The sequence below is a fragment of the Bradyrhizobium nivariense genome, assembly GCF_029846695.2.
GTDB lineage: Bacteria > Pseudomonadota > Alphaproteobacteria > Rhizobiales > Xanthobacteraceae > Bradyrhizobium.
The window spans coordinates 43,068-62,381 of record NZ_JARWCR020000015.1 but is presented as its reverse complement, the minus strand read 5'-3'; the positions used below and the strand labels follow the sequence as shown (position 1 = coordinate 62,381).

The 19,314-nt window shown below is 65.1% G+C and carries 15 protein-coding genes; 1 reads left to right on the top strand and 14 read right to left on the bottom strand.

What is annotated here, in order from left to right; translation table 11 throughout:
• Position 1: 1 nt before the first annotated feature.
• The 9 genes from QCM77_RS14820 to hydA all read right to left on the bottom strand — a co-directional run bounded on the left by QCM77_RS14820 (position 2) and on the right by hydA (position 11,744).
• Positions 2 to 1,603, bottom strand: a complete 1,602-nt coding sequence (locus QCM77_RS14820) for an ABC transporter substrate-binding protein (RefSeq protein WP_279684055.1) — start codon at positions 1,601 to 1,603, stop codon at positions 2 to 4.
• A gap of 139 nt (positions 1,604 to 1,742) precedes the next feature.
• The gene (gene nikE, locus QCM77_RS14815) at positions 1,743 to 3,413 is read right to left on the bottom strand and encodes a nickel ABC transporter ATP-binding protein NikE (RefSeq protein ID WP_279684054.1); all 1,671 of its coding nucleotides are present in this window, start codon (positions 3,411 to 3,413) and stop codon (positions 1,743 to 1,745) included.
• Complete coding sequence (locus QCM77_RS14810) at positions 3,410 to 4,258, bottom strand: ABC transporter permease (protein WP_279684053.1); 849 nt, start codon at positions 4,256 to 4,258, stop codon at positions 3,410 to 3,412. Before QCM77_RS14810 ends, nikE begins: the two co-directional genes overlap by 4 nt.
• Positions 4,255 to 5,289, bottom strand: coding sequence for an ABC transporter permease (locus QCM77_RS14805; RefSeq protein WP_462804321.1), 1,035 nt, complete (start codon positions 5,287 to 5,289; stop codon positions 4,255 to 4,257). The genes QCM77_RS14810 and QCM77_RS14805 overlap by 4 nt, the downstream gene beginning before the upstream one ends.
• Before the next feature lie 74 nt (positions 5,290 to 5,363).
• Positions 5,364 to 6,983: an ABC transporter substrate-binding protein gene (locus tag QCM77_RS14800; protein WP_279659843.1), complete on the bottom strand. Its 1,620-nt coding sequence runs from the start codon at positions 6,981 to 6,983 to the stop codon at positions 5,364 to 5,366.
• A 124-nt stretch (positions 6,984 to 7,107) separates the two neighbouring features.
• Positions 7,108 to 8,538, bottom strand: coding sequence for an NAD(P)-binding domain-containing protein (locus QCM77_RS14795; RefSeq protein ID WP_279684051.1), 1,431 nt, complete (start codon positions 8,536 to 8,538; stop codon positions 7,108 to 7,110).
• Positions 8,535 to 9,284 carry an SDR family oxidoreductase gene (locus QCM77_RS14790; RefSeq protein ID WP_279684050.1) on the bottom strand — a complete coding sequence of 250 codons (750 nt, stop codon included), beginning with the start codon at positions 9,282 to 9,284 and terminating at the stop codon, positions 8,535 to 8,537. Before QCM77_RS14790 ends, QCM77_RS14795 begins: the two co-directional genes overlap by 4 nt.
• A 1-nt stretch (position 9,285) precedes the next feature.
• Entirely contained in the window at positions 9,286 to 10,260 is a 975-nt protein-coding gene (locus QCM77_RS14785) for an NAD-dependent epimerase/dehydratase family protein (RefSeq protein WP_279684049.1), read from the bottom strand.
• A 14-nt stretch (positions 10,261 to 10,274) separates the two neighbouring features.
• Positions 10,275 to 11,744: a dihydropyrimidinase gene (gene hydA, locus QCM77_RS14780; protein ID WP_279659846.1), complete on the bottom strand. Its 1,470-nt coding sequence runs from the start codon at positions 11,742 to 11,744 to the stop codon at positions 10,275 to 10,277.
• Between the two features lie 56 nt (positions 11,745 to 11,800).
• Here hydA and QCM77_RS14775 point away from each other — a divergent pair, with 56 nt between their 5' ends.
• Positions 11,801 to 12,463, top strand: a complete 663-nt coding sequence (locus QCM77_RS14775) for an aspartate/glutamate racemase family protein (RefSeq protein WP_279684048.1) — start codon at positions 11,801 to 11,803, stop codon at positions 12,461 to 12,463.
• Here the strand turns inward: QCM77_RS14775 and QCM77_RS14770 are convergent.
• The 5 genes from QCM77_RS14770 to QCM77_RS14750 form a co-directional block, all read right to left on the bottom strand.
• Positions 12,460 to 13,128, bottom strand: coding sequence for a flavin reductase family protein (locus QCM77_RS14770; RefSeq protein ID WP_279659848.1), 669 nt, complete (start codon positions 13,126 to 13,128; stop codon positions 12,460 to 12,462). The genes QCM77_RS14775 and QCM77_RS14770 overlap by 4 nt on opposite strands.
• A 5-nt stretch (positions 13,129 to 13,133) precedes the next feature.
• A complete protein-coding gene (locus tag QCM77_RS14765) occupies positions 13,134 to 14,066 on the bottom strand; it encodes an N-carbamoyl-D-amino-acid hydrolase (protein WP_279684047.1) in 933 nt (310 codons plus the stop codon).
• Positions 14,067 to 14,202: 136 nt separating this feature from the next.
• Positions 14,203 to 15,498: an aminotransferase class III-fold pyridoxal phosphate-dependent enzyme gene (locus QCM77_RS14760; RefSeq protein ID WP_279684046.1), complete on the bottom strand. Its 1,296-nt coding sequence runs from the start codon at positions 15,496 to 15,498 to the stop codon at positions 14,203 to 14,205.
• A 10-nt stretch (positions 15,499 to 15,508) separates the two neighbouring features.
• Positions 15,509 to 17,089: a hydantoinase B/oxoprolinase family protein gene (locus tag QCM77_RS14755; protein WP_279684045.1), complete on the bottom strand. Its 1,581-nt coding sequence runs from the start codon at positions 17,087 to 17,089 to the stop codon at positions 15,509 to 15,511.
• Complete coding sequence (locus QCM77_RS14750) at positions 17,086 to 19,095, bottom strand: hydantoinase/oxoprolinase family protein (protein ID WP_279684044.1); 2,010 nt, start codon at positions 19,093 to 19,095, stop codon at positions 17,086 to 17,088. The genes QCM77_RS14755 and QCM77_RS14750 overlap by 4 nt, the downstream gene beginning before the upstream one ends.
• Positions 19,096 to 19,314 lie beyond the last annotated feature (219 nt).

The following is a 19,314-nucleotide window of genomic DNA, read 5'->3' as shown; positions in this document are numbered from 1 at the left end:
GTCATGCGGATTTCGACACGCCCCAGAAGAACGGCAGCGGCCCTTTCGTGATGCCGGAGACGTTCTTGCGCCAGGCCGTGTAGCTGAGGAAGAAGCCGGTCGGCGCGTAGACGACGTCCTCGAGCGCGACCTTGTTGAGGCGGACGACCGCGGCCTTCTCCTCGTCGAGGTTCTTGGCCTCGAACCAGGACGTGACCTCCTTCTCGGTGCCGGGGCTGTTCGGCCAGCCGAACCAGGCCTTGTCGCCGTTGGCGCGAATGGCGGTGTAGGGCGCCGGATTGATGCAGTCCGAACCCGCATGCCAGGTGTGGAACATGTTCCAGCCGCCCTGCCCGGGCGGCGTCTTCTGTGCGCGGCGGGAGCCGACCGTGCCCCAATCGGTCGCGACGAAGTCGACATTCATACCGAGCTTCTTCAAGAGATCGGCGGTCACATCGCCGAACGCCTTGGTGATCGGCTGATCCTGCGCCACCAGGCACGTGACCGGCTGGCCGGAATAGCCGCTCTCGGCGAGCAGCTTCTTGGCCGCGTCGAGATCGCGCTTGCCCTTCAGGACCTCGCCGCCCGCCTCGGTGTAGAGCGGCGTATCGGGCGTGAAGAAGCCGGGCAGCGACTTCCACAGCGAATTGTCGTCGCCGACGAGCGCACGCATATAGTCTTCCTGGCTCATCGCCATCAGCACTGCGCGCCGCGCCCGCACGTCGTTGAAGGGCGGATACAGGAAGTTCATACGGAACGAGCCGACATTGCCGAGCGGATCGCCGATATCGACGCTGATGTTCTTGTTCTTCTTCAAAACCGGCACGAGGTCCGCGATCGGGTTCTCCCACCAGTCGATCTCGCCGTTCTGCAACGCGGCCGCAGCGGTCGCTGGATCCGGCATCACGATCCATTCGACGCGGTCGATCAGCATCTGCTTGCCGCCGGCGAGCCACGACGCCTTTTCCTGCCGCGGCACATAGTCGGCAAACTTCTCGAACACGGCTTTCGCGCCGGGGACCCACTCGCCCTTGGCGAACTTCATCGGCCCCGAGCCGACATAATCGCCGATCTGCTTGAACGGGTCGGTCTGCGCAATGCGCTCCGGCATGATGAAGGCGCAAGGCGAGTTGTTCTTGCCAAGCGCATAGAGCATCTTCGGGAACGGCTGCTTCAGCACCCATTTGAAGGTGCGGTCGTCGACGGCGGTGAGTTCCTGCTGGTTCGCCTTGAGCATCAGCCCCATCGGATCGCGCGCCGCCCAGCGGGTGAGACTCGCAACGACGTCCTTGCTCAGCACCGGCTCGCCGTCGTGGAATTTGAGCCCCGGGCGCAATTTGAACGTCCAGGTGGTGCCATCGTCGGTCACTTCCTCGGACTCGACCATCTGCCGCTGCGGCTGGAGCGAGGAATCGACGCCGTAGAGCGTATCCCAGACCAGCGCGGCGGCATTGCGCACGACATATTGCGTGCCCCAGATCGGGTCGAAATTGGCGAGGTTTGCTTGCGGCACGAAGCGCAGGGTGCGCGCGGCAGCGCCTTGTGCGATCGCCGGGGCCGAGAGGCCGCTCAACGCCAGACCGCCCGCGCCGGCCAGTCCCTTCAATACGGTCCTGCGATCCATGAAATCCTCCCAATAGTGCCGTGATGCCGGCCATCGTTGGCCAAGAACAGGTGAAACCAGAGCTCATTCGCGTGCAAATGGTATGCCACTAACCGGACCTTCGCCAGCGGGATCTCCGCACCATTTGGCCGGTCGAGGCTCAAAGCGCCGCCGCCAGCGCTGGCCCGGTCTCGATATGCGGGATCGCCTCGACCAACTCGCGCGTGTAGTCGGTCTTCGGATTATCGAACAGCGCCCGGCTCTCGCCCTGCTCTACGATGCCGCCATTGCGCAGCACGATGGTGCGGTCGCAGAGCATTCGCACCACATTGAGATCGTGGCTGACGAACAGCAGCGCGATGTCGTTCTCGCGCCGCAGACGGTCGAGCAGTTGCAGCACCACCGCCTGCACGGAGACGTCGAGCGCGGCGGTCGGCTCGTCCAGCACGAGAAGTCGCGGCCGGCAGGCGATGGCGCGGGCAATGCCGACGCGAGCCTTCTGGCCGCCGGAGAGCTGATGCGGAAAGCGCGGCAAGAGGTCGAGCGGCAACCCCACACGCTCGGCGCATTCCTCCACGCGCTGCCGTAATTCTCTGCCCGCACGCATACGATCGAGCCGCATCAGGGGATGGGCGATGCAATCGAAGGCCGTGAAGCGCGGATTGAGGCTCTCGTTCGGATCCTGGAAGACCATCTGGATCTCTTTGCGGAAGCGCGAGCGGTGAAAGTCGCGCGAAGCCACGTGGCCGATCGACTGCCCGTCGAACACGATGTCGCCTTCGCTCGGATCGATCAGGCGGCAAATCATCCGCGACGTCGTGCTCTTGCCGGATCCGGATTCGCCGACAAGGCCGACGCTTTCGCCGCCGGCCATCGTCATCGAGAAGTCCGCCACCGCCGCAGCGCCCTGGTCAAAGCGTTTTGCGAGCTTGCGCACTTCCAACAGCGGCGGAGTACCGTGGGCGAGCTCCTGCCTGGGCTTGCTGATCACAGCCGCATGGCGCTCCCTCTCTTCCTGCGTCACGAGATCCTCGATCCGGGAGGTCGCGGTCGGCGATGCCGCCACCAGGCGCCTGGTATAGGCGTGCTGCGGCGCGCCGAAGAGCGTTTTAGGGCTCGCTTCCTCGACGATGCGGCCGCGCTCCATCACCGCGATACGGCGACAGTATCGCGCCGCGAGGCCGAGATCGTGCGTGATCAGGACCGTCGCCATGCCGCGCGCGGCGGCAATCTCCGCCAGGAGGTCCATCACCACCTTCTGCGTGGTGACGTCGAGTCCGGTCGTCGGCTCATCGGCGATCAACAGCGCGGGATTGCAGGAGATCGCGATCGCGATCATGACGCGCTGGCACATGCCGCCGGAGAGCTCGTGCGGATAGGCGTTCATCCGCGTTTCAGGGTCGCGGATCTGGACGGCGCGCAGCAGCTCCAGCGCCTCGGCGCGGGCGGCGTCTTTCGATATTCGCTTGTGGGTCAGGATTGCGTCCGCGATCTGCAGACCGATCGCGCGGATCGGATTGAGCGCCGCCCGCGGGTTCTGGAAGATCATCGACATCGCGGCGCCCTGCAGGTGACGAAGGTCATCGCCCCTGAGCTTGGTGACGTCCTGCCCGCGAAACAGGATTTTTCCGCCAGTGACGCGCCCGGCTGCATCGAGCAGCCGCGTCGTGGCAAACCCAGTGACCGATTTGCCCGAGCCGCTCTCGCCGACGAGGCCGAGCATCTCGCCGGCCCTGACCGTGAGCGTAACCCCGCGCACAGCCTCGACCATCCCGCGCCGCGTCGAGAACGCGACGTGGAGATCGTCGATCCCTAGCAATTCCTCGCTCATGTGCGCATGCGCGGGTCGAGAATGTCCCGCATCCCGTCACCGAGGAGATTGAAGCACAGCACGGCCATCATCAACGCGAGGCCCGGAAAGGCCACCAGCCACCACCGCCCGGTCGAGATGAAGCGCGCACCCTCTGCGACCATGATGCCCCATTCCGGCGTCGGCGGCTTGACGCCGAGGCCGATGAAGGACAGGCCGGCGGCATTGAGAATGGCCCAGCCGAGGTTGAGCGAGATCTGCACCGCCATCGCCGGCAGGATGTTCGGCAACAGAAAGCGCAGCACCACCGAGAAATGGCTCTCGCCGCAGGAACGCGCCGCCTCCACCCAGCCGACATTGCGCCGGACGTTGACCTCGGCGCGCGCGAAGCGGATGTAGAAGGGAAGATTGATGATCGCGGTCGCGATCACGATGTTCTCGATCCGGTTGCCGAGGGCCGCAACCATCGCCATCGCCAGCACGAACAGCGGAAAGGCCATCATGACGTCGACGAAGCGGCCGACCGAGCGGTCGAGCCGGCCGCCGGCATAGCCGCAGAACGAACCGACGACCGCCCCGATCACGAAGGAGATGCCGACCGCGGAGACGGCGATGGCCAGATCGAGCCGTGCCGCAACGACGAGGCGGCTGAACACGTCGCGGCCGAGCTGATCGGTGCCGGCGAGATGCGCCGCGCTCGGCGGCTGCAGCGCCTCCGAAACGTTGGAGACGACGGGATCATAGGGCACGAGCCATGGCCCGAAGATCGCGACCAGGACGAACAGGAAGACACCCGCCGCGGCGACACCGGTCAGCGGGTTGCCGCGCAAAATCCAGATCGAATGGCGGAGGGTTGCGCTGGTCATCCGATCGACACCCTGGGATCGGCGATGCCGTAGCAGATGTCGACCACGAGATTGACCAGCACGAAGATGCCAGCCATCAGCAGCACGAAACCCTGCACCGGCGCATAGTCTGAGGAGAGCAACGCATCGAGCGCGTAGGACGCGACGCCCGGCCACGAGAACACCTTCTCCACCAGCACATTGGCGCCAAGCATGGTCGAGAACACGATGCCGGCAATGGTGATGACGGGAAGGATCGCATTGCGCAGCGCATAGGTGACGACGACCTTCTGCCAGGACAATCCGACCGAGCGCGCGGTGCGCACGAAATCGCTGCCGAGCGAGACCAGCATCGAAGCACGCGTGATCCGCGCCAGCGGCGCGATGACGAACAAGGCCATGCTCACCGCCGGCAGGATCAACTGCTTGCAGGCCGCCCACCAGCCCTCGATGTCTCCCGCGAGCAGGAAGTCGATCGACAGGAATCCGGTGCGCTGCGGCGGCAGCGAGGTGAAGACGTCGATCCGCCCGGTCGGATCAGGCGCAAGACCGAGCAGATAATAGAAGACATAGATCAGCAACAGGCCCGACACGAAGGTCGGCACGCAGACGCCGAGCGCGCAGAACAGCCGCACGCCGTGATCGACCAGCGATCCCGGCCGCAGCGCCGCCACCACGCCGAGCGGCACCGCCGCGATCAGCGCGATCAGGAGCGCCGTGAAAGTGAGCTCGAGCGAGGCCGGCAGCCGCTCGCGCAAATCCTTTAGCACCGGCTGCCCCGTCATCATGGAGCGGCCGAGATTGCCGTGGCCGATATCGGAGAGATAGAACACGAGTTGCTCCGGCACCGACTTGTCGAGCCCCATCTGCTTGCGGATCTGCTCGATCTCCTCCTTGCCGGCGTTCGGCCCCGAGGCGAAGAACACCGCGGGGTCTCCAGGCAGGACGCGCATCAGGAGAAAGGTGAAGACCAGCACGCCGCACAGCGCCGGCAGCGACGACAGAAGCCGCCTGCCCGCCCGCACCACCGTTGCACCAAGACCGGTCATCACCTTTCAGAGTCTCCGGTTTGCCGACGTCACTTTTTGCTCAAGTCACTTTTTGCTCAAGTCACTTGTTACTCAAGTCACTTGCGGCTGACGTCGCGATAGTCGATCTGACGATGGAACTCGTAGGTATAGCCCTCGATCGACGACGCCATCACCGCGTCCTGGTTCGGCTGCCACAGCGGGACCTGCGGCATCTCGCTGAAATGGATCGCATTGAGCTTGCGGCCGGCTTCCTCGTACTTGGCCTTGTCAGGCTCGAAGCGGGCTTCCTGCGCGATCGCGGCCAGTTCGGGATTGTTGATCGAGCTGTAATTCCAGCGCTGATTGCCGGTGTAGAAGTTGCGGTAGAAGTAATCGGTCGAGGGCAGCCAGGCGACGATGCCTTCAGTGAACAAGGGCAGCTTCTTCTCGTTGATCTGCGTTGACATCTGCGCATCCGGCAGCTTCTGGATGTCGACCTTGATCCCGATCTTGGCAAGCGATTCCTTCACGAGAGCCGCCATCGGCTCCGCGGTCGAGGCCTGGCCGACATTGAAGCTGAAGGTGGTGGAAAAACCCTCGGGAAGCCCCGCGGCCTTCAAATATTCCCTGGCCTTGTCGAGATCGGTCTTCACCGGCGCCTGGAACGGATAGATGCCGTTCAGCGGCTTGCCGTCCGGCCATGCCGCACCGAACAGCGGCGCGCCGCGGCCGAACAAGGCGGCCTTGAACATGTCGTCATAGGGCAGCGCGAAGGCGACGGCACGGCGGACATTGACGTTGTCGAAGGGCGGGATCTGGTTGTTCATCGAAACGAAGGTGATCGAATTGTATTGCGGCGTCGAGATCACCTTGAGCTTGCCCTTGGCTTCGAGCGACTGCACGTCGCTGGCCTGGAGATCGACGACAAGGTCGGCGTCGCCGCGCTCGACCAAATTGGCGCGGGTCGCGGGCTCAGGCACGGACTGCACGATCACGCGCTTGAAGAACGCCGGCTTGTCGGGCGAGCCGCGGTTCCAGTCCTCGTTACGCTTGATGATCACCTGCTCGCCGGGCTTGAAGGTCTCGATCACATAAGCGCCGCTGCCGGCGGTGTGCTCCTTCAGCCAGGCTGTCGCCCAGGGATCCTCAGCGGTCGCATGCTCCTTGGCGACTTTCGAGTTGATGATCAGCGGGTAGACCGTGGCGAGATTCGGCAGCGCGAGCTTGTCGGGTTTCGGCAGCGTCACTTCGATCGTGAGGGGATCGATCACCTTGAACTGGTCGGCGGACGTCAGCGATCCCGTTAGCAATTGTGCCTTGCCGAGGATCGGCGCGGTGACGCAGCGATCGAGCGACCATTTCACGTCCTCGGCGGTCACAGGCGAGCCGTCCTGGAACTTGGCATCCTTGCGCAGACGGAACGTCAGCTTCAGTCCGTCGGGGCTGACGTCGTAGGATTCGGCAAGCTCGCCGGTGATCTTGTCGAGATCGAACACCCATTTGCCGTTGAGCTGCTTGCGGCCGAACGCCACCAGGCGGTCGTAGGTGCTCATGCTCAGCGCGAAGGATTCGCGCGTCGAGCCCGGGATGTTGGGATCGAGCGTGTTGACGGAGGCGCCGGTGACATAACGCAATGTCTCCGCCCTGGTTTGCGCTTGCGAAGGCGCGGCGGCGACAAGCAAAAGCGCAGCGGTGGCGAGCACGGAGGATGCCGGCCTGAAAGACACAAAACGCATTCGTTTTCCCCAAAATTTCGACAAGAACACCAGCAAGACAGGTTAAGAAAGAAGCAAGTTGCGCGCCAGTCTCACGGGGCGCTCCTGGGGACGCTTCGTCGCGGCGGCGCATGGATGATCATCGCTATTCCCCCAGTTCTCGCGCCTGCCGCGTGACCACGGCCTGCGGCACGTCGTAGGCGCGGAGCGAAGCCCAGTGCCGCGCGACATCGGCGCGGAACAGGCCGCGCGTCAGGCCATTGACCAGCTTCGGCACTGCGGTTGTCATCGCGTTGATCGACGATCCCGACGGGCCAAAGCTCATGGTGGAGGCGATCGCGAAGAGATGGATGTCAGCGATCCACGGTGTCTCGCCCGCGACACGTTCGGTGAAGGCGTAATCGTCGGCGAGATAGGGAAAGCGGCCGAGTCGCGCGTTGCGCTCGCTCTCCGGCGGCTGGTAGCGGTCGGCCCAGGTCGCGATATTGCCGGCAAATGCGCGCAGTTCGCCGCGCCCGGCAAAGTTCATGTCGATGCCGGTGCCGCAGATGACGAAATCCGCAGGTATGGCGCCGCGTGGCGTCTGCAATTCCACACCGCGATCGGTCTCGCGGGCCGCCTCGATCGGCGCGCCCTCATGCAAGGTGAAATTGGCATGACGCGCGCAGCGATCGTAAGTCGGTTGCGGAAAGCCTTCGCGCATTTCGAGGATGGCGCGCATGAAGCGCCAGCGCCAGGCATCATCGAGATCGCTGAGATGCCGCAGGAAGCCGCGGAAGGTCAACCAGCGATAAGGCTGGATGACCTGGATCCGCGCCCGGCGACACAGCAGATGCACTTCCGCTGCGCCCGCTTCCAGCGCGGTTGCCGCATTGTCGAAGGCAGATGCGCCGGCGCCGATCACGGCGACGCGCTTGCCGCGAAGGCTTTCGAAATCGATGTCGCCGGCGACCGTTGCGACCGAGCCGGCCGGCAGTTCGCGCAACGGCTCCGGAATCATCCAGTCGCCCATTCCCTCCTGCCCCGTCGCGAGCACGATCTTGCGCGCATGGAGTGTCTCGACGCCATCGCCACGTTTCACGCGTGCGGCCAACAAACCATCTGCCGCCGGCCGGATTTCCAGAAGCTCGCTCCCGTTGCGCACGGGCAATCCGACCGTGCGCCGCAGCCAGAGCAGATACTCAGCCCAGTGGCCGCGCGCGATCAGGTCGAGTGTCTGCCAGCTCTCCCGGCCGAAGCGGGCTTCGTGCCAGGACTGGTAGGTCAGGCTCGGGATATCGAGGTCCGGGCCGGTATAATCCTTCGGGCTGCGCAGGGTCGGCATGCGGGCATAGGTCAGCCACGGGCCTTCCATCCCTTCCTCGGCCTTGTCCAGCAGCAGGATGTTGCTGACGCGCGATCGCATCAGACCGAAGCCGATGGCGATGCCGGATTGACCGGCGCCGACGACGAGCACGTCCAGCGCCGGCTTGCCGTCCGGTCCCATCTTCGGTTCGAGCCAGGCGGCACCGGGATGCGCGATCCGCGCGAGATCGGCGCTGACGTCGGCTTCGAGCTCTGCCAGCGTGTTGCTCATGCCGCGAGCCAGCCTCCGTCGACCACCATCACGGTGCCGGTCGTAAACGAGGATGCGTCGCTCGCCAGATGCAGCGCGGTCTGCGCGATCTCCTCCGCCTGGCCGAACCGTTTCATGGCATGGCGGTTGCGGGAGGCTTCGCGCACCTCGTCCGAATTGGCGTGACGGGCAAAGCTGCGGCGAAGCATCGGCGTATCGATCGCGCCGGGTGCAATCGCGTTGACGCGGATGCCGTCCGTGGCGAAATCCACCGCCATCGTCCGCGTCAGGCTGACGATCGCGCCCTTGGCGGCGATATAGGCGCTGTTGCCCTTGCCGCCGGCAATCGCAAGCTGCGATGCCAGCGTGATGATCGAGCCGCTGTTCTGCCGCTGCATCTGCGGCACCGCCGCCCGCGCCCACAGCCAGGTGCCGCCGACATTGGTGCGGAACACTGCATCCCAGTCTGCCGGATCGGTGGTCAGGACCGTGCCGCCGCAGGAATAGCCCGCCGCCGTCATGAGGATATCGAGCCGGCCATGCCGCGCAACGGCATCGCCGACAACGCTCGCGGCGAAACCGGCATCGCCGACGTCACCGACATACGTCGCTGCCTCGCCCACCAGGTTCAGCGTTTCCTGAAGGCCGGCGGGATCGCGATCGACCAGAGCAAGACGCGCGCCCTCTTCCGCGAACAGCTTTGCGCTGGCGCGGCCAATGCCCGAGCCAGCGCCGGTGATGATGGCGGTCCGCCCCTCCAGCCGCATATCAGATCCACTCCTTGTGCTGCGTCAGCCAAGCGCTCATCGCGGCGGCGGACTCGGCACTGCCGAACTGCGCGCGCCAGCCAAATTCATCCGCCATCCGCGTCACCGACAGCGCCGCGCGATGAGGCCCATGCAGCTTGATCACGGTTTTCTCGCCGGGCGCCGCGAGGCGGCACTCCAGGCCTGGATGCAACGCCGCAAAGGCCTCGCCCCATTGCAGCGCAGGCCAAAGCCCTCCGCGGGAGATGTTGTAGAGCCGGTGGCGCGGCCGCTCGGCTTCGATCAGCAGTGCGACGGCCTCGGCCGCATCCGGCGCGTAGATCCAGTCCCTCATGCCCGCTTCAGGCATGATCGCCGGCTCGCCGCGGGCGAACGCGGCCAAAATCTGGAACTGGAGGCTTGGCGTGTCGCGTACGGAGCTCGGTCGCTCCCACGGTCCGAACAGGGCGCTCAGCCGCACGCTGAGGAAATCGCCGCCGAAGAGTTCGGCATGGCGCGCGACGGAGCGCTCCGAGGTGAACTTGCTGATGGCGTAGAACGAGCCCGGATCGCAAGGCGTTTCCTCGTCGAGAATCTCGACCCGCGCCCCCGCGGCGCCGTAGGCCGATGCCGAGGAGAGATTGACGACGCGGCGTGCGCCATGGCGGATGGCGGAGAGCAGGATCGGGATCTGCGCCATCACGTTGATCTCGAGAACGCGCGCGGTCGATGCTCTCTCCAGTTCATCACCGGCGGTGATCGCCGCGCCGAGCACGATCGCATCAAAGCCTTCGGCGATGAGGGCATCGATGGCATCTGCGTCGGTGATATCGCCCTGCACGGTTTTGAGCCGGGCGCCGTAATCGGCAAGAGACCGCTGCGCGGATGGCGGCAACTCTGCGCGGTCATACAGCGTCACGTCATGGCCGCGCGCGAGCAGCGCCTCCGCAACATTGAGACCGACAAAGCCGGTGCCGCCGAAGATGACGATCTTCATCGCGCGATCCGTCGTCACAGCAGTTTTGCCCCGAAATTCCGCTCCGGATCCATGTCAGCGACGAGCCGGCCGGTCGGCTTGGCCGCCTCGCCGCCGCTGCGTGCCAGGAACTTGCCGCTGCCGGCATCCGCGAGACACTTGTTGCCGTCGATGATGATGCGGCCACGCGAGAGCACCGACATCGGCCAGCCCTTCAGCTTGCGGTCGGCAAACGGCGTATAGCCGGCAAGATCGTGCATCATCTCGTTGGCGATCGTGGTCTCGCGATCGGGATCCCAGATCGCGATATCGGCATCGGCGCCCACCGCGATCGAGCCCTTGCGCGGATGCAGATTGTAGATCTTTGCGGGCGCCGTCGAAGTCAGCTCGACGAACTTCTCCAGGCCCAACCGCCCCTTCGACACCATCGCGTCGAACAATAGCGGCAGCCGCAACTCCAGCCCCGGCAGGCCGTTCGCGACCTGCTTGAAGTTCGGATTGGGACCGGCGCGCAGCTTGCCGGTTTCGTCGTAGCGATACGGCGCGTGATCCGACGAGATGGTCTGGAGATCGCCGAGCGACAGCGCCTGCCACAGCGCCTCCTGGTCCGAATGCGTGCGGGGCGGCGGGCTGCACATCCATTTGGCGCCTTCTGCGCCGGGCTTGTCGAGATCGGCGGCGGTCAGGAACAAATACTGCGGACAGGTCTCGGCGAACACCTTCAGCCCCTGCCCGCGCGCGTCGCGGATTACCTTGGCGCCTTCGGCTGTGGAGACGTGGAAGATCATGATGGGCTGATCGATCAGCGCCGCCATGCCGATCAGCCGGGTGAAAGCTTCCGCCTCAGACACGCGGGCGTGGCTGACGGCATGGTATTTCGGCAGCGTGTAGCCGCGCGCGAGCAGGCGCTTCACCATCCAGGCGATGATGCCGTGATTTTCGGCATGGGCGCACAACATCGCGCCGGATTGGCGCGCGGCGAGGAGAATGTCCAGCAACGGCTCGTCGTCGACCTTGAGCCGGTCATAGGTCATGAAAATCTTGATCGATCCATGCCCCTGTTTCACCAATGCGGGAATATGCTCCTCGACCGTCTCCCTGGTGGCATCAGCAATGATCATGTGGAAGGCGTAGTCGATCACCGCGCCCTTCTTCGCCAGCGCGTGATAGTCCTCCACCACCTGCGGCAGCTTCATGCCGACATGCTGGGCTGCGAATGGAATCACCGTCGTCGTACCGCCGAAAGCGGCCGAGACCGTCGCGCTCTCGAACGTATCTGCGTTCATGATGCCGGCAGCCGACAGTTGCTCGATATGGGCGTGGCTGTCGACGCCGCCGGGCAGCACCAGCTTGCCGCGCGCGTCGACCTCGCGCTTGGCCGCCGGAAGCCCACGGCCGATGGCTGCGATGGTTTCGCCGGAGATGGCAACATCGGCCTCGAACACATCGGTGGTGGTGGCGACGCGTCCACCGCGAATGATCAGGTCGTAAGCGGGTTCAGTCATAACGCACTCCATGATAGGCTCAAGCCAAGTGATCGAAATTTCGCAGGAAGACCATCATGTCCCGGCCGCGCATTCTCGTCATCAATCCGAATTCCAATCCTGCGGTCACGCAGGGGCTGGAGGACGCGCTGAAGCCGCTCGGTTTCGAGGGCGGCCCCGAATTGGTCTGCCAGACGCTGGCCGAGGGTCCCTTCGGCATTGAAAGCCAGGCCGATGTCGATGGCGTCGCCATGCCGCTGCGCCGGCTGGTCGAAGGCGACAACCGCTCGGCCGCCTTTGTCATCGCCTGCTACAGCGACCCCGGGCTTCAAGTCTGCCGCGAAGGCACCGACCGCCCCGTGTTCGGTATCGCCGAGTGCGGCGTGCTGACCGCGCTGGCCCGCGCCGAAACCTTTGGCGTCATCGCGATCGCCCAACGCTCGATCCCGCGTCACATGCGCTATCTCAGGCAGATGGGTCTGACCGAACGCCTCGCCGGCGAGCGGCCGCTCAACATGAGCGTCGCGGAAACCGCCTCGGGCGAAGGCACGCTGGCCAAAATGATCGACATCGGCCGCGCGCTGCGCGACGAGGACGGGGCCCGCGCCATCGTGATGGGCTGCGCCGGCATGGCGCGCCATCGCCGTCCTCTGGAAGACGCGCTCGGCATTGCCGTGATCGACCCGACGCAGGCGGCCGTCACCATGGCGCTCGGTACGGTGCAGTTCTCGAATCACTAGGCGTCCTTCAGCTCTTTGGCGTGCTGCCGCGCGAGCCATTGCGCGTGGCTCTCGCGCGAAAGCGCGAACGTATCCCGCTGCGTCGTGTAGAGATTGCCGAACATGCGGCCGATCGGCCGGTAGGCGTCGAGGTCGACATACATGTTGGCCTCGTCGACCAGGCCGTCACGGGCATGAACCCTGAGGACTTCGCCGACCAGCAACTCGCGATCAGGCGAGAAGGTCAGCACGACGTGACGACGGCATTCGAGCGCGAAAGGAGCTGCAGCGAGGCGCGGCACCTTCACGTCGACTGACGCAAGTGTGGCGAGCCCCGTCGCCGCAACCTCGCTGTCACCGGAGGGGAAATCGACCGCGCAATCATTCATCACCGCCGACAGCGCCTCGTCCACCATGTGAACCACGAACTCGCCATTGCGATGGATGTTGCGGGTCGTATCCTTCGGGCTGTGATCCGGCTTGTGCTGAAGCCCGAGCACGATCAGCGCCGGGCTCTCCGAGAACACGTTGAAGAAGCTGAAGGGCGCGGCGTTGACCGCCCCATTCGCATCGAGCGTCGTCACCAGCGCAATCGGCCGTGGCACCACCACGCCGCAAAGCAGCTTGTAGCGGTCGCGCGGATCGAGCTCGCGCAAGGAAATGCCTGATGTGCTGTTGTCCGCCATGAGCCTTATGCCTCGGGCGGCGGCACCGCGCCGGTTTGGTTGGTGATCAGGCCATAATGCTCGATGCGGCGGTGCTGCGCGAAGTTGAAGATGGTGGTCTTGCCGAACGTGGTGGCATCGAGGTCGCAGGGATGAACCAGAACTTCGTCCCCCTCGGTTTTCGCCTCGACGACGATCTCACCGTTCGGGTCGACGATCAGGCTGCCGCCGAACAGCGGATGTCCATCCTCGACGCCGGCCTTGGCCACAGCGATGACCCAGGTCGCATTCTGATAGGCGCCGGCCTGCACGGAGAGGCGGTTGTGAAACAGGCGTTTCTCGACGCCCTCCTCGCTCTTCTCCGCGTTGACGGACGGCGTGTTGTAGCCGATCACCACCATCTCGACGCCCTGCAAGCCCATCACGCGATAGGTCTCGGGCCAGCGCCGGTCGTTGCAGATGGCCATGCCGATGATGCCGCCCAGCGCGCGCCAGACCTTGAAGCCGAGGTCACCCGGTTCGAAATAGCGCTTTTCCAGGTGCTGGTGGGAGCGCTTGGTGTCGAACTCCACATGGCCTGGAAGATGGATCTTGCGATATTTGCCGACGATCTTGCCGGACTTGTCGGTGAGAACAGCGGTGTTGAAGTGATGGCCGTCCGGGGTCAGCTCCGCATAGCCGAAATTCATCGCCATCTGGTGCTGCGCCGCGCGCTCGAACAGCGGCTTCGTCGCCGCGTTCGGCATCTCGCGCTCGAACCAGGTGTCGGCCTCGGCCCGGTCCTCCATGTACCAGCGCGGGAAGAACGTCGTGAGCGCCAGTTCCGGATAGACGATCAGGTCGGCGCCCTTGGCCTTGGCTTCGTCCATCAGCGCAATCATGCGCTTGACCACGGCCTCGCGGCTGTCGGCTCTCTGGATCGGGCCCATCTGGGCGGCGGCAACATTGACGATACGCATCAGCGAGTTCCTGGTGATCTCTTGAGTAAAGCTACAGTTTCAATCACGTGCCGGCGCGCGCAGCATAACGCGGCATCGCCCGGACTTTCCAGCCGGCGCCTGCCGATCGGCATCGTGTGCGTTGCATGATCCACGCTCACGCCCGTTCCGCATCGGCAACATCCAGGCCATAGTCGAGCGCATCCAGCAGCTGCTCGGCTTCATGCTCGGAGATCACGAGTGGCGGTGCGAGGAACAGCGAGGTTTGCTCGCCGCTGGTCCCGATCACGGCGCCTGCCTCCAGCGCCCGATCCGCGACGCGCGAGGCGATCGGCACCTCGGTCGTATCGGCATGCCAGGAGCGCCAGTCCGGGCCGTGCAGTTCAACCGTCCAGTGCAGTCCCTGCCCTGCTACGCGCTGCACGCTTGGATGTTTTTGCGCGATAGCGAGCAGCCGGCGGGTGAACAGCTTTTCGAGGCCTCTCACGTGTTCCAGAATATTGTCTTCGTTGACGACATTCAGATAGGCGCTGACAGCCGCCATGCTGATGGGATGACCACGCAAGGTGCCGTAGTTCTGCCAGCTCGTGCCCTTGAGCCGTTCGACGATGTCCTTCGACACCACGACCGCGGCAACCGCAGCGGCGCCGCCGCCGAGCGATTTTCCGAGTGTCACGATATCGGGCCGGCTCTTCGCCCCCTGGAATGCGAACCAGCGTCCGGCGCGACCTGCGCCGGTGACGACCTCGTCCGCGATCCAGTACGAGCCTGCCTGCCGCGCACAGCGCGCCACCTCGTCCTGATAGGCGCCGTCGTAGTAGATGCCGCCCTGCGTGTAGTCGATGATCGTCGCTGCGGTATCCGAAAGCATGCCCGCGGCATCCGCCAGATATTCGCTTGGGGGAACATTATCGGACGGCGCGCCATAGATCGCGCCGTCCGGTGCCGGCAAGATTCGCACCGGCGCCATCGGCGCCGGTAGCTTCGATCCGCCGGCGTGCACCGCGAGACCGCCGTGCCATTGCGGCTGCACCGTCATGCTGCGCGACAGGCCGGTGATGCCGTGATAGGCGCGCTCGCGCGTCGCCAGCGCGGACCGCTGCGTCAGCGCCTGGCACAGCGACAGCGCCATGTCGTTGGCCTCGCTGCCACTGATGCAGAAGCGCACCGCGCCAACCCAATCCTCCTCGCCTTTGAACGCGGTGGCCATCAAATCGTCAGCGGCCTGCTCGCGGCCGACCCAGGTCCACCCCTCGTTCACGACGGGCGTATCCGCCGCACGGCGGATCGCCTCCACCATCGCGGGATGACGATGGCCGAGGCCACCGCCGGTGTTGCTGCCGTCGATGAGCTTGCGACCATCTGAAAGATGAAAATAGACGCCCTCACCGCCGACCACGGCCATAGGCGCACTGTCGCCGGCATTCAGCCCGGTTCGCAACAATCTGCTCATCGCAGTCCCCTCATTCCGCGGCCTCGGCGCCGTAGCCACCGCCGCCGCAGGTCTCGATCGTGACGAGATCGTCTTGCTGCAACACCAGGTTCGACTTGCCGTCGATCGCGACGTTCGCGCCCTGCCTGATCAGCAAGATACGGCAGGCCTTGCCGGGCTCGCCGCCCTGCATCCCGAACGGCGCAATCACCATGCGCTCGATGCAGGTGGTCAGATGCATCGACGGTGCCAGGATGCGATAGGTGCGAATGACGCCGTCACCGCCGTGATGTGCGCCGACGCCGCCGGAATGCCAGCGAATGGCCTGCTGCTCGACGCGGATCGCGTAATTCGCCTCGATCACTTCGACCGGTGTGTTGGAGGTGTTGGACAGATGCACCCGCGTCGCCGAGATGCCGGCCCGATCATGCCGCGCACCTTCGCCGCCGCCGTGAACCTCGTAAAGCATCCTCCACGAACCGTTCTGCCGCGGTTCGGCGAAGAACAGCACGCCTGCGGTCGTCGCCCCACCAGCCGACAAACGTTCGGGAATGATGTCCTGCATGGCGAGGAAGATCGCGTCGACGATGCGCATCGACGTCTCGTGGTTGCCGGCAGCGACGGACGCGGCCCAGCCCGGCTCCAGGATCGAGCCCGGGCGCGTGATGATGGTCAGCGGCCGCAGCGCGCCCGCGTTCTGGTGCATGTCGCGCCCGCTCATGATGCGCGCGGCATAGGCCACCGCAGAGCGCGCCATGAACGGCGTCGTGTTGCAGAAATTCGAGACACGGTCGCAGCTTCCCGAGAGGTCGAAGGTCGCTTCGTCGCCTGCAATGGTGATCTTGACATGAATGCGCGCAGGCGCGTTATTGACGCCGCCGTCGTCCAAATAATCCTCGCCATCGTAGACGCCGTCCGGCAGACCGCGGAGCGCCTCGCGCATCTCGATCTCGGAGAGATCGTGCAGGCGCGACTGCGCCGCCGTGAAGACCACTTTGCCGTGCTCGCGGCAAAGCTCGACGATGCGCCGCTCGCCGGCTTTCGTTGCCGCGATCTGGGCGAGCAGATCGCCCTCGCAAGACTCGGGATCTCGAACATTGGCCTTGAGCAGCTGCACGATCGGCGTATTGACGCCGGCCACGGTGGCGATCAGCACCGGCGGAATGCGCATCGCTTCCTGGAAGGTGTCGATGGCCTTTGCAAAATAGCTGCCGGGCCAGGTGCCGCCGATATCGGGCCAGTGCGCGAGACTGACCGCGAACGCCACGATCTCGCCGTCGACGAACACGGGCCGCACGACCTTGACGTCGTTGAGATGATTGCCGCCGAGCGCGCCGACATTGTAGATCAGCACATCGCCGTCGTTGAGGCTCTCGAGCGGGACGATCTTCAGCAGTTCGGGAATGGTGTAGGCCATCGCGCCGAGATGGATCGGGATGTCGCGGCCCTGCCCGACCAGGTCGCCGCGACCGTCCGTGATCGCCGACGACAGGTCGCCGGCCTCGCGCAGCAGCGGCGAGCGCGCCGAGCGCGTCATCACCAGGCTCATCTCCTCGGCCGCGGCCGAGAGCCCGTGCCGGATGACTTCGACGACGAACGGATCGAGCTTCATGCCGTCCCCCGCGTCAGGAACAGATTGCCTGAACCATCCGGCCTCACCTGCCAGCCGGGCGGGACCACCACGGTCGACCATGCGTCTTCGATGATGGCGGGACCGCTGACGATTTCCGTCAGCGAAGCGCGGTCGATGATCGCCGTCGCGATCTCGTGAAAGCCGTCGAACGAGCAGATGCGCTTGCCGGACGATACCGTCCTGACCGCGGTGGCCGGCCGACTCACGACGGTGCTCGACGGACGGCGTGCCTGCACCCGCACGGATTCGATGACGCAGCTCTCGCTCGTCGCATAACCGAACAGCTCGTGGTGCCGGGCCAGAAAATCCTTCTTCAGCCTGATAACGTCGAGCGGTCGCACGAAAGGCACCGGAATAGCGTCGTTCTGCGCTGCGTAGCGCATCAAGGCCACCAGCTCGACCTGAATCTCAGTCGTGGCAACGCCATTGGCGATGAGCGGCGCCGAAGCATCGTCAATCAGCGTCCCGATCCGCTCCGACACGCGAACGAGGTCGATGCCGTCAAGTGCGGCGCGCAAGGTCTGCTGCTGGAGGAAGCTGAAGTCGGCGGTGAGACAGCCCAGCGCCGAAAACGCACTTGATGCGCTGGGAACGACGACCTCGGCAATCCCATAGAGATCGGCAAGGCCCGCGGCGTGCATCGGGCCACCACCGCCAAAGGCGAGCAGCGTGCAGTCGCGCCCGTCGATACCTCGCTCGACCGTGACGCGGCGGAGCGCACGCGCCATTGTCGCATTCGCGACCTTGATGATTCCGATCGCGGTCTCGGTCAGGCCCAGTCCCAAGGCGCGCGCGATCGGCGCGATGACATCAGTAGCTGCCTTGATGTCGATCCCGATCCGGTCGCCGAGCCTGGTCTCGGGATTGAGATAGCCGAGCACGGCATTGGCGTCGGTGATGGTCGGCTCGATACCACCGCGGCCGTAGCAGGCCGGTCCCGGCTCGGAGCCGGCGCTCTCCGGCCCAACCGTCAAGCCACCGGGGCCGTTGCGCACGATCGATCCGCCGCCCGCCCCGATCGAGTGAACCGCGAGCATCGGCTGGCGCAGCGGCTTGTCGCCGAGCATGCGGCCGTCGGTCATCTCGGCCTGGCCGTCGACGATCAGGCACACGTCGGTCGTGGTGCCGCCCATGTCGAACGTCAGCATGCGCGATGTGCCGAGCTGGCGCGCGATGCTGACGGATGCGGAGACGCCGGCCGCGGGGCCCGACATCGCCATCACCAGCGGCCGCCGCTTCACGGCCGAAATCGGGATCATGGCGCCGGCCGAATGAAATACCTGCAAGCCGGGGCCGATCGGCAGCCGCTGCTCCAGCTCGCTGAGATATTCCACCGCGATCGGCATGGCGGCCGCGTTGAACACGGTCGCCGAGGTCCGCTCGTATTCGCGCGCCTCGGGATTGACTTCGTGCGACAGCGAGACGTGGGCAACGACGCCCTTGAGCCGCTCGCCGAGCATTTTCTCGTGCACGGGATTGGCATAGGCGTGAAGGAGTGCGACCGCGACGCTCTGCACGCCGGTCGCCTTCAGCCACGCCACCAGACGCTCGATCTCCGCTTCATCCAGCGCCTTCAGCACCCGGCCCTCGTGGTCGAGGCGCTCGGCAAGCCCAAAACATCGTTCCGGCGGCACCAGCGGCGGTGATTTCGGCGGGATGTCGAGACGATAGAGATCGCGGCGGCGATAGCGCGCGATCTCCAGCACGTCGGCAAAGCCTTCGGTCGCGACCAGCGCCACTTTCGGCAGCCGGCCCTCGACGATGGCGTTGGTCACGCGCGTGGTGCCGTGGACGAAGCGCTTGACTTCGCTCTTGCGCAGGCCGACCGCCTCGATGGCCTCCAGCATCGCCTGAACCGGAGCCTGAGGTCGCGATGGCACTTTCGCGATCCGTGCCTCCGCGGGGGAGCGCCGGATTGCGATGATGTCGGTGAAGGTACCGCCGATATCGGTGCCGACTTCCCAGTGGTTTTCGTCAGTGCTCATGTGTGGGATCAGCTACGGACGACGTTCGAATCGGACGCCGGGTCCTTCCCGTCCGCCGCCAAGTTCAATGCCACGCCGAGAGCACTCATCATCATCCCCTGTCATGCCACCGCTTGCGAGCGTGCGACAGAGCGATGGGATCGGGAAAGGGCCAGAGTTGTCGCAACGCATCGGACCGGCAGCAACCGGCGCGGCGCGCCGAGGCACATTTTAGTGCAG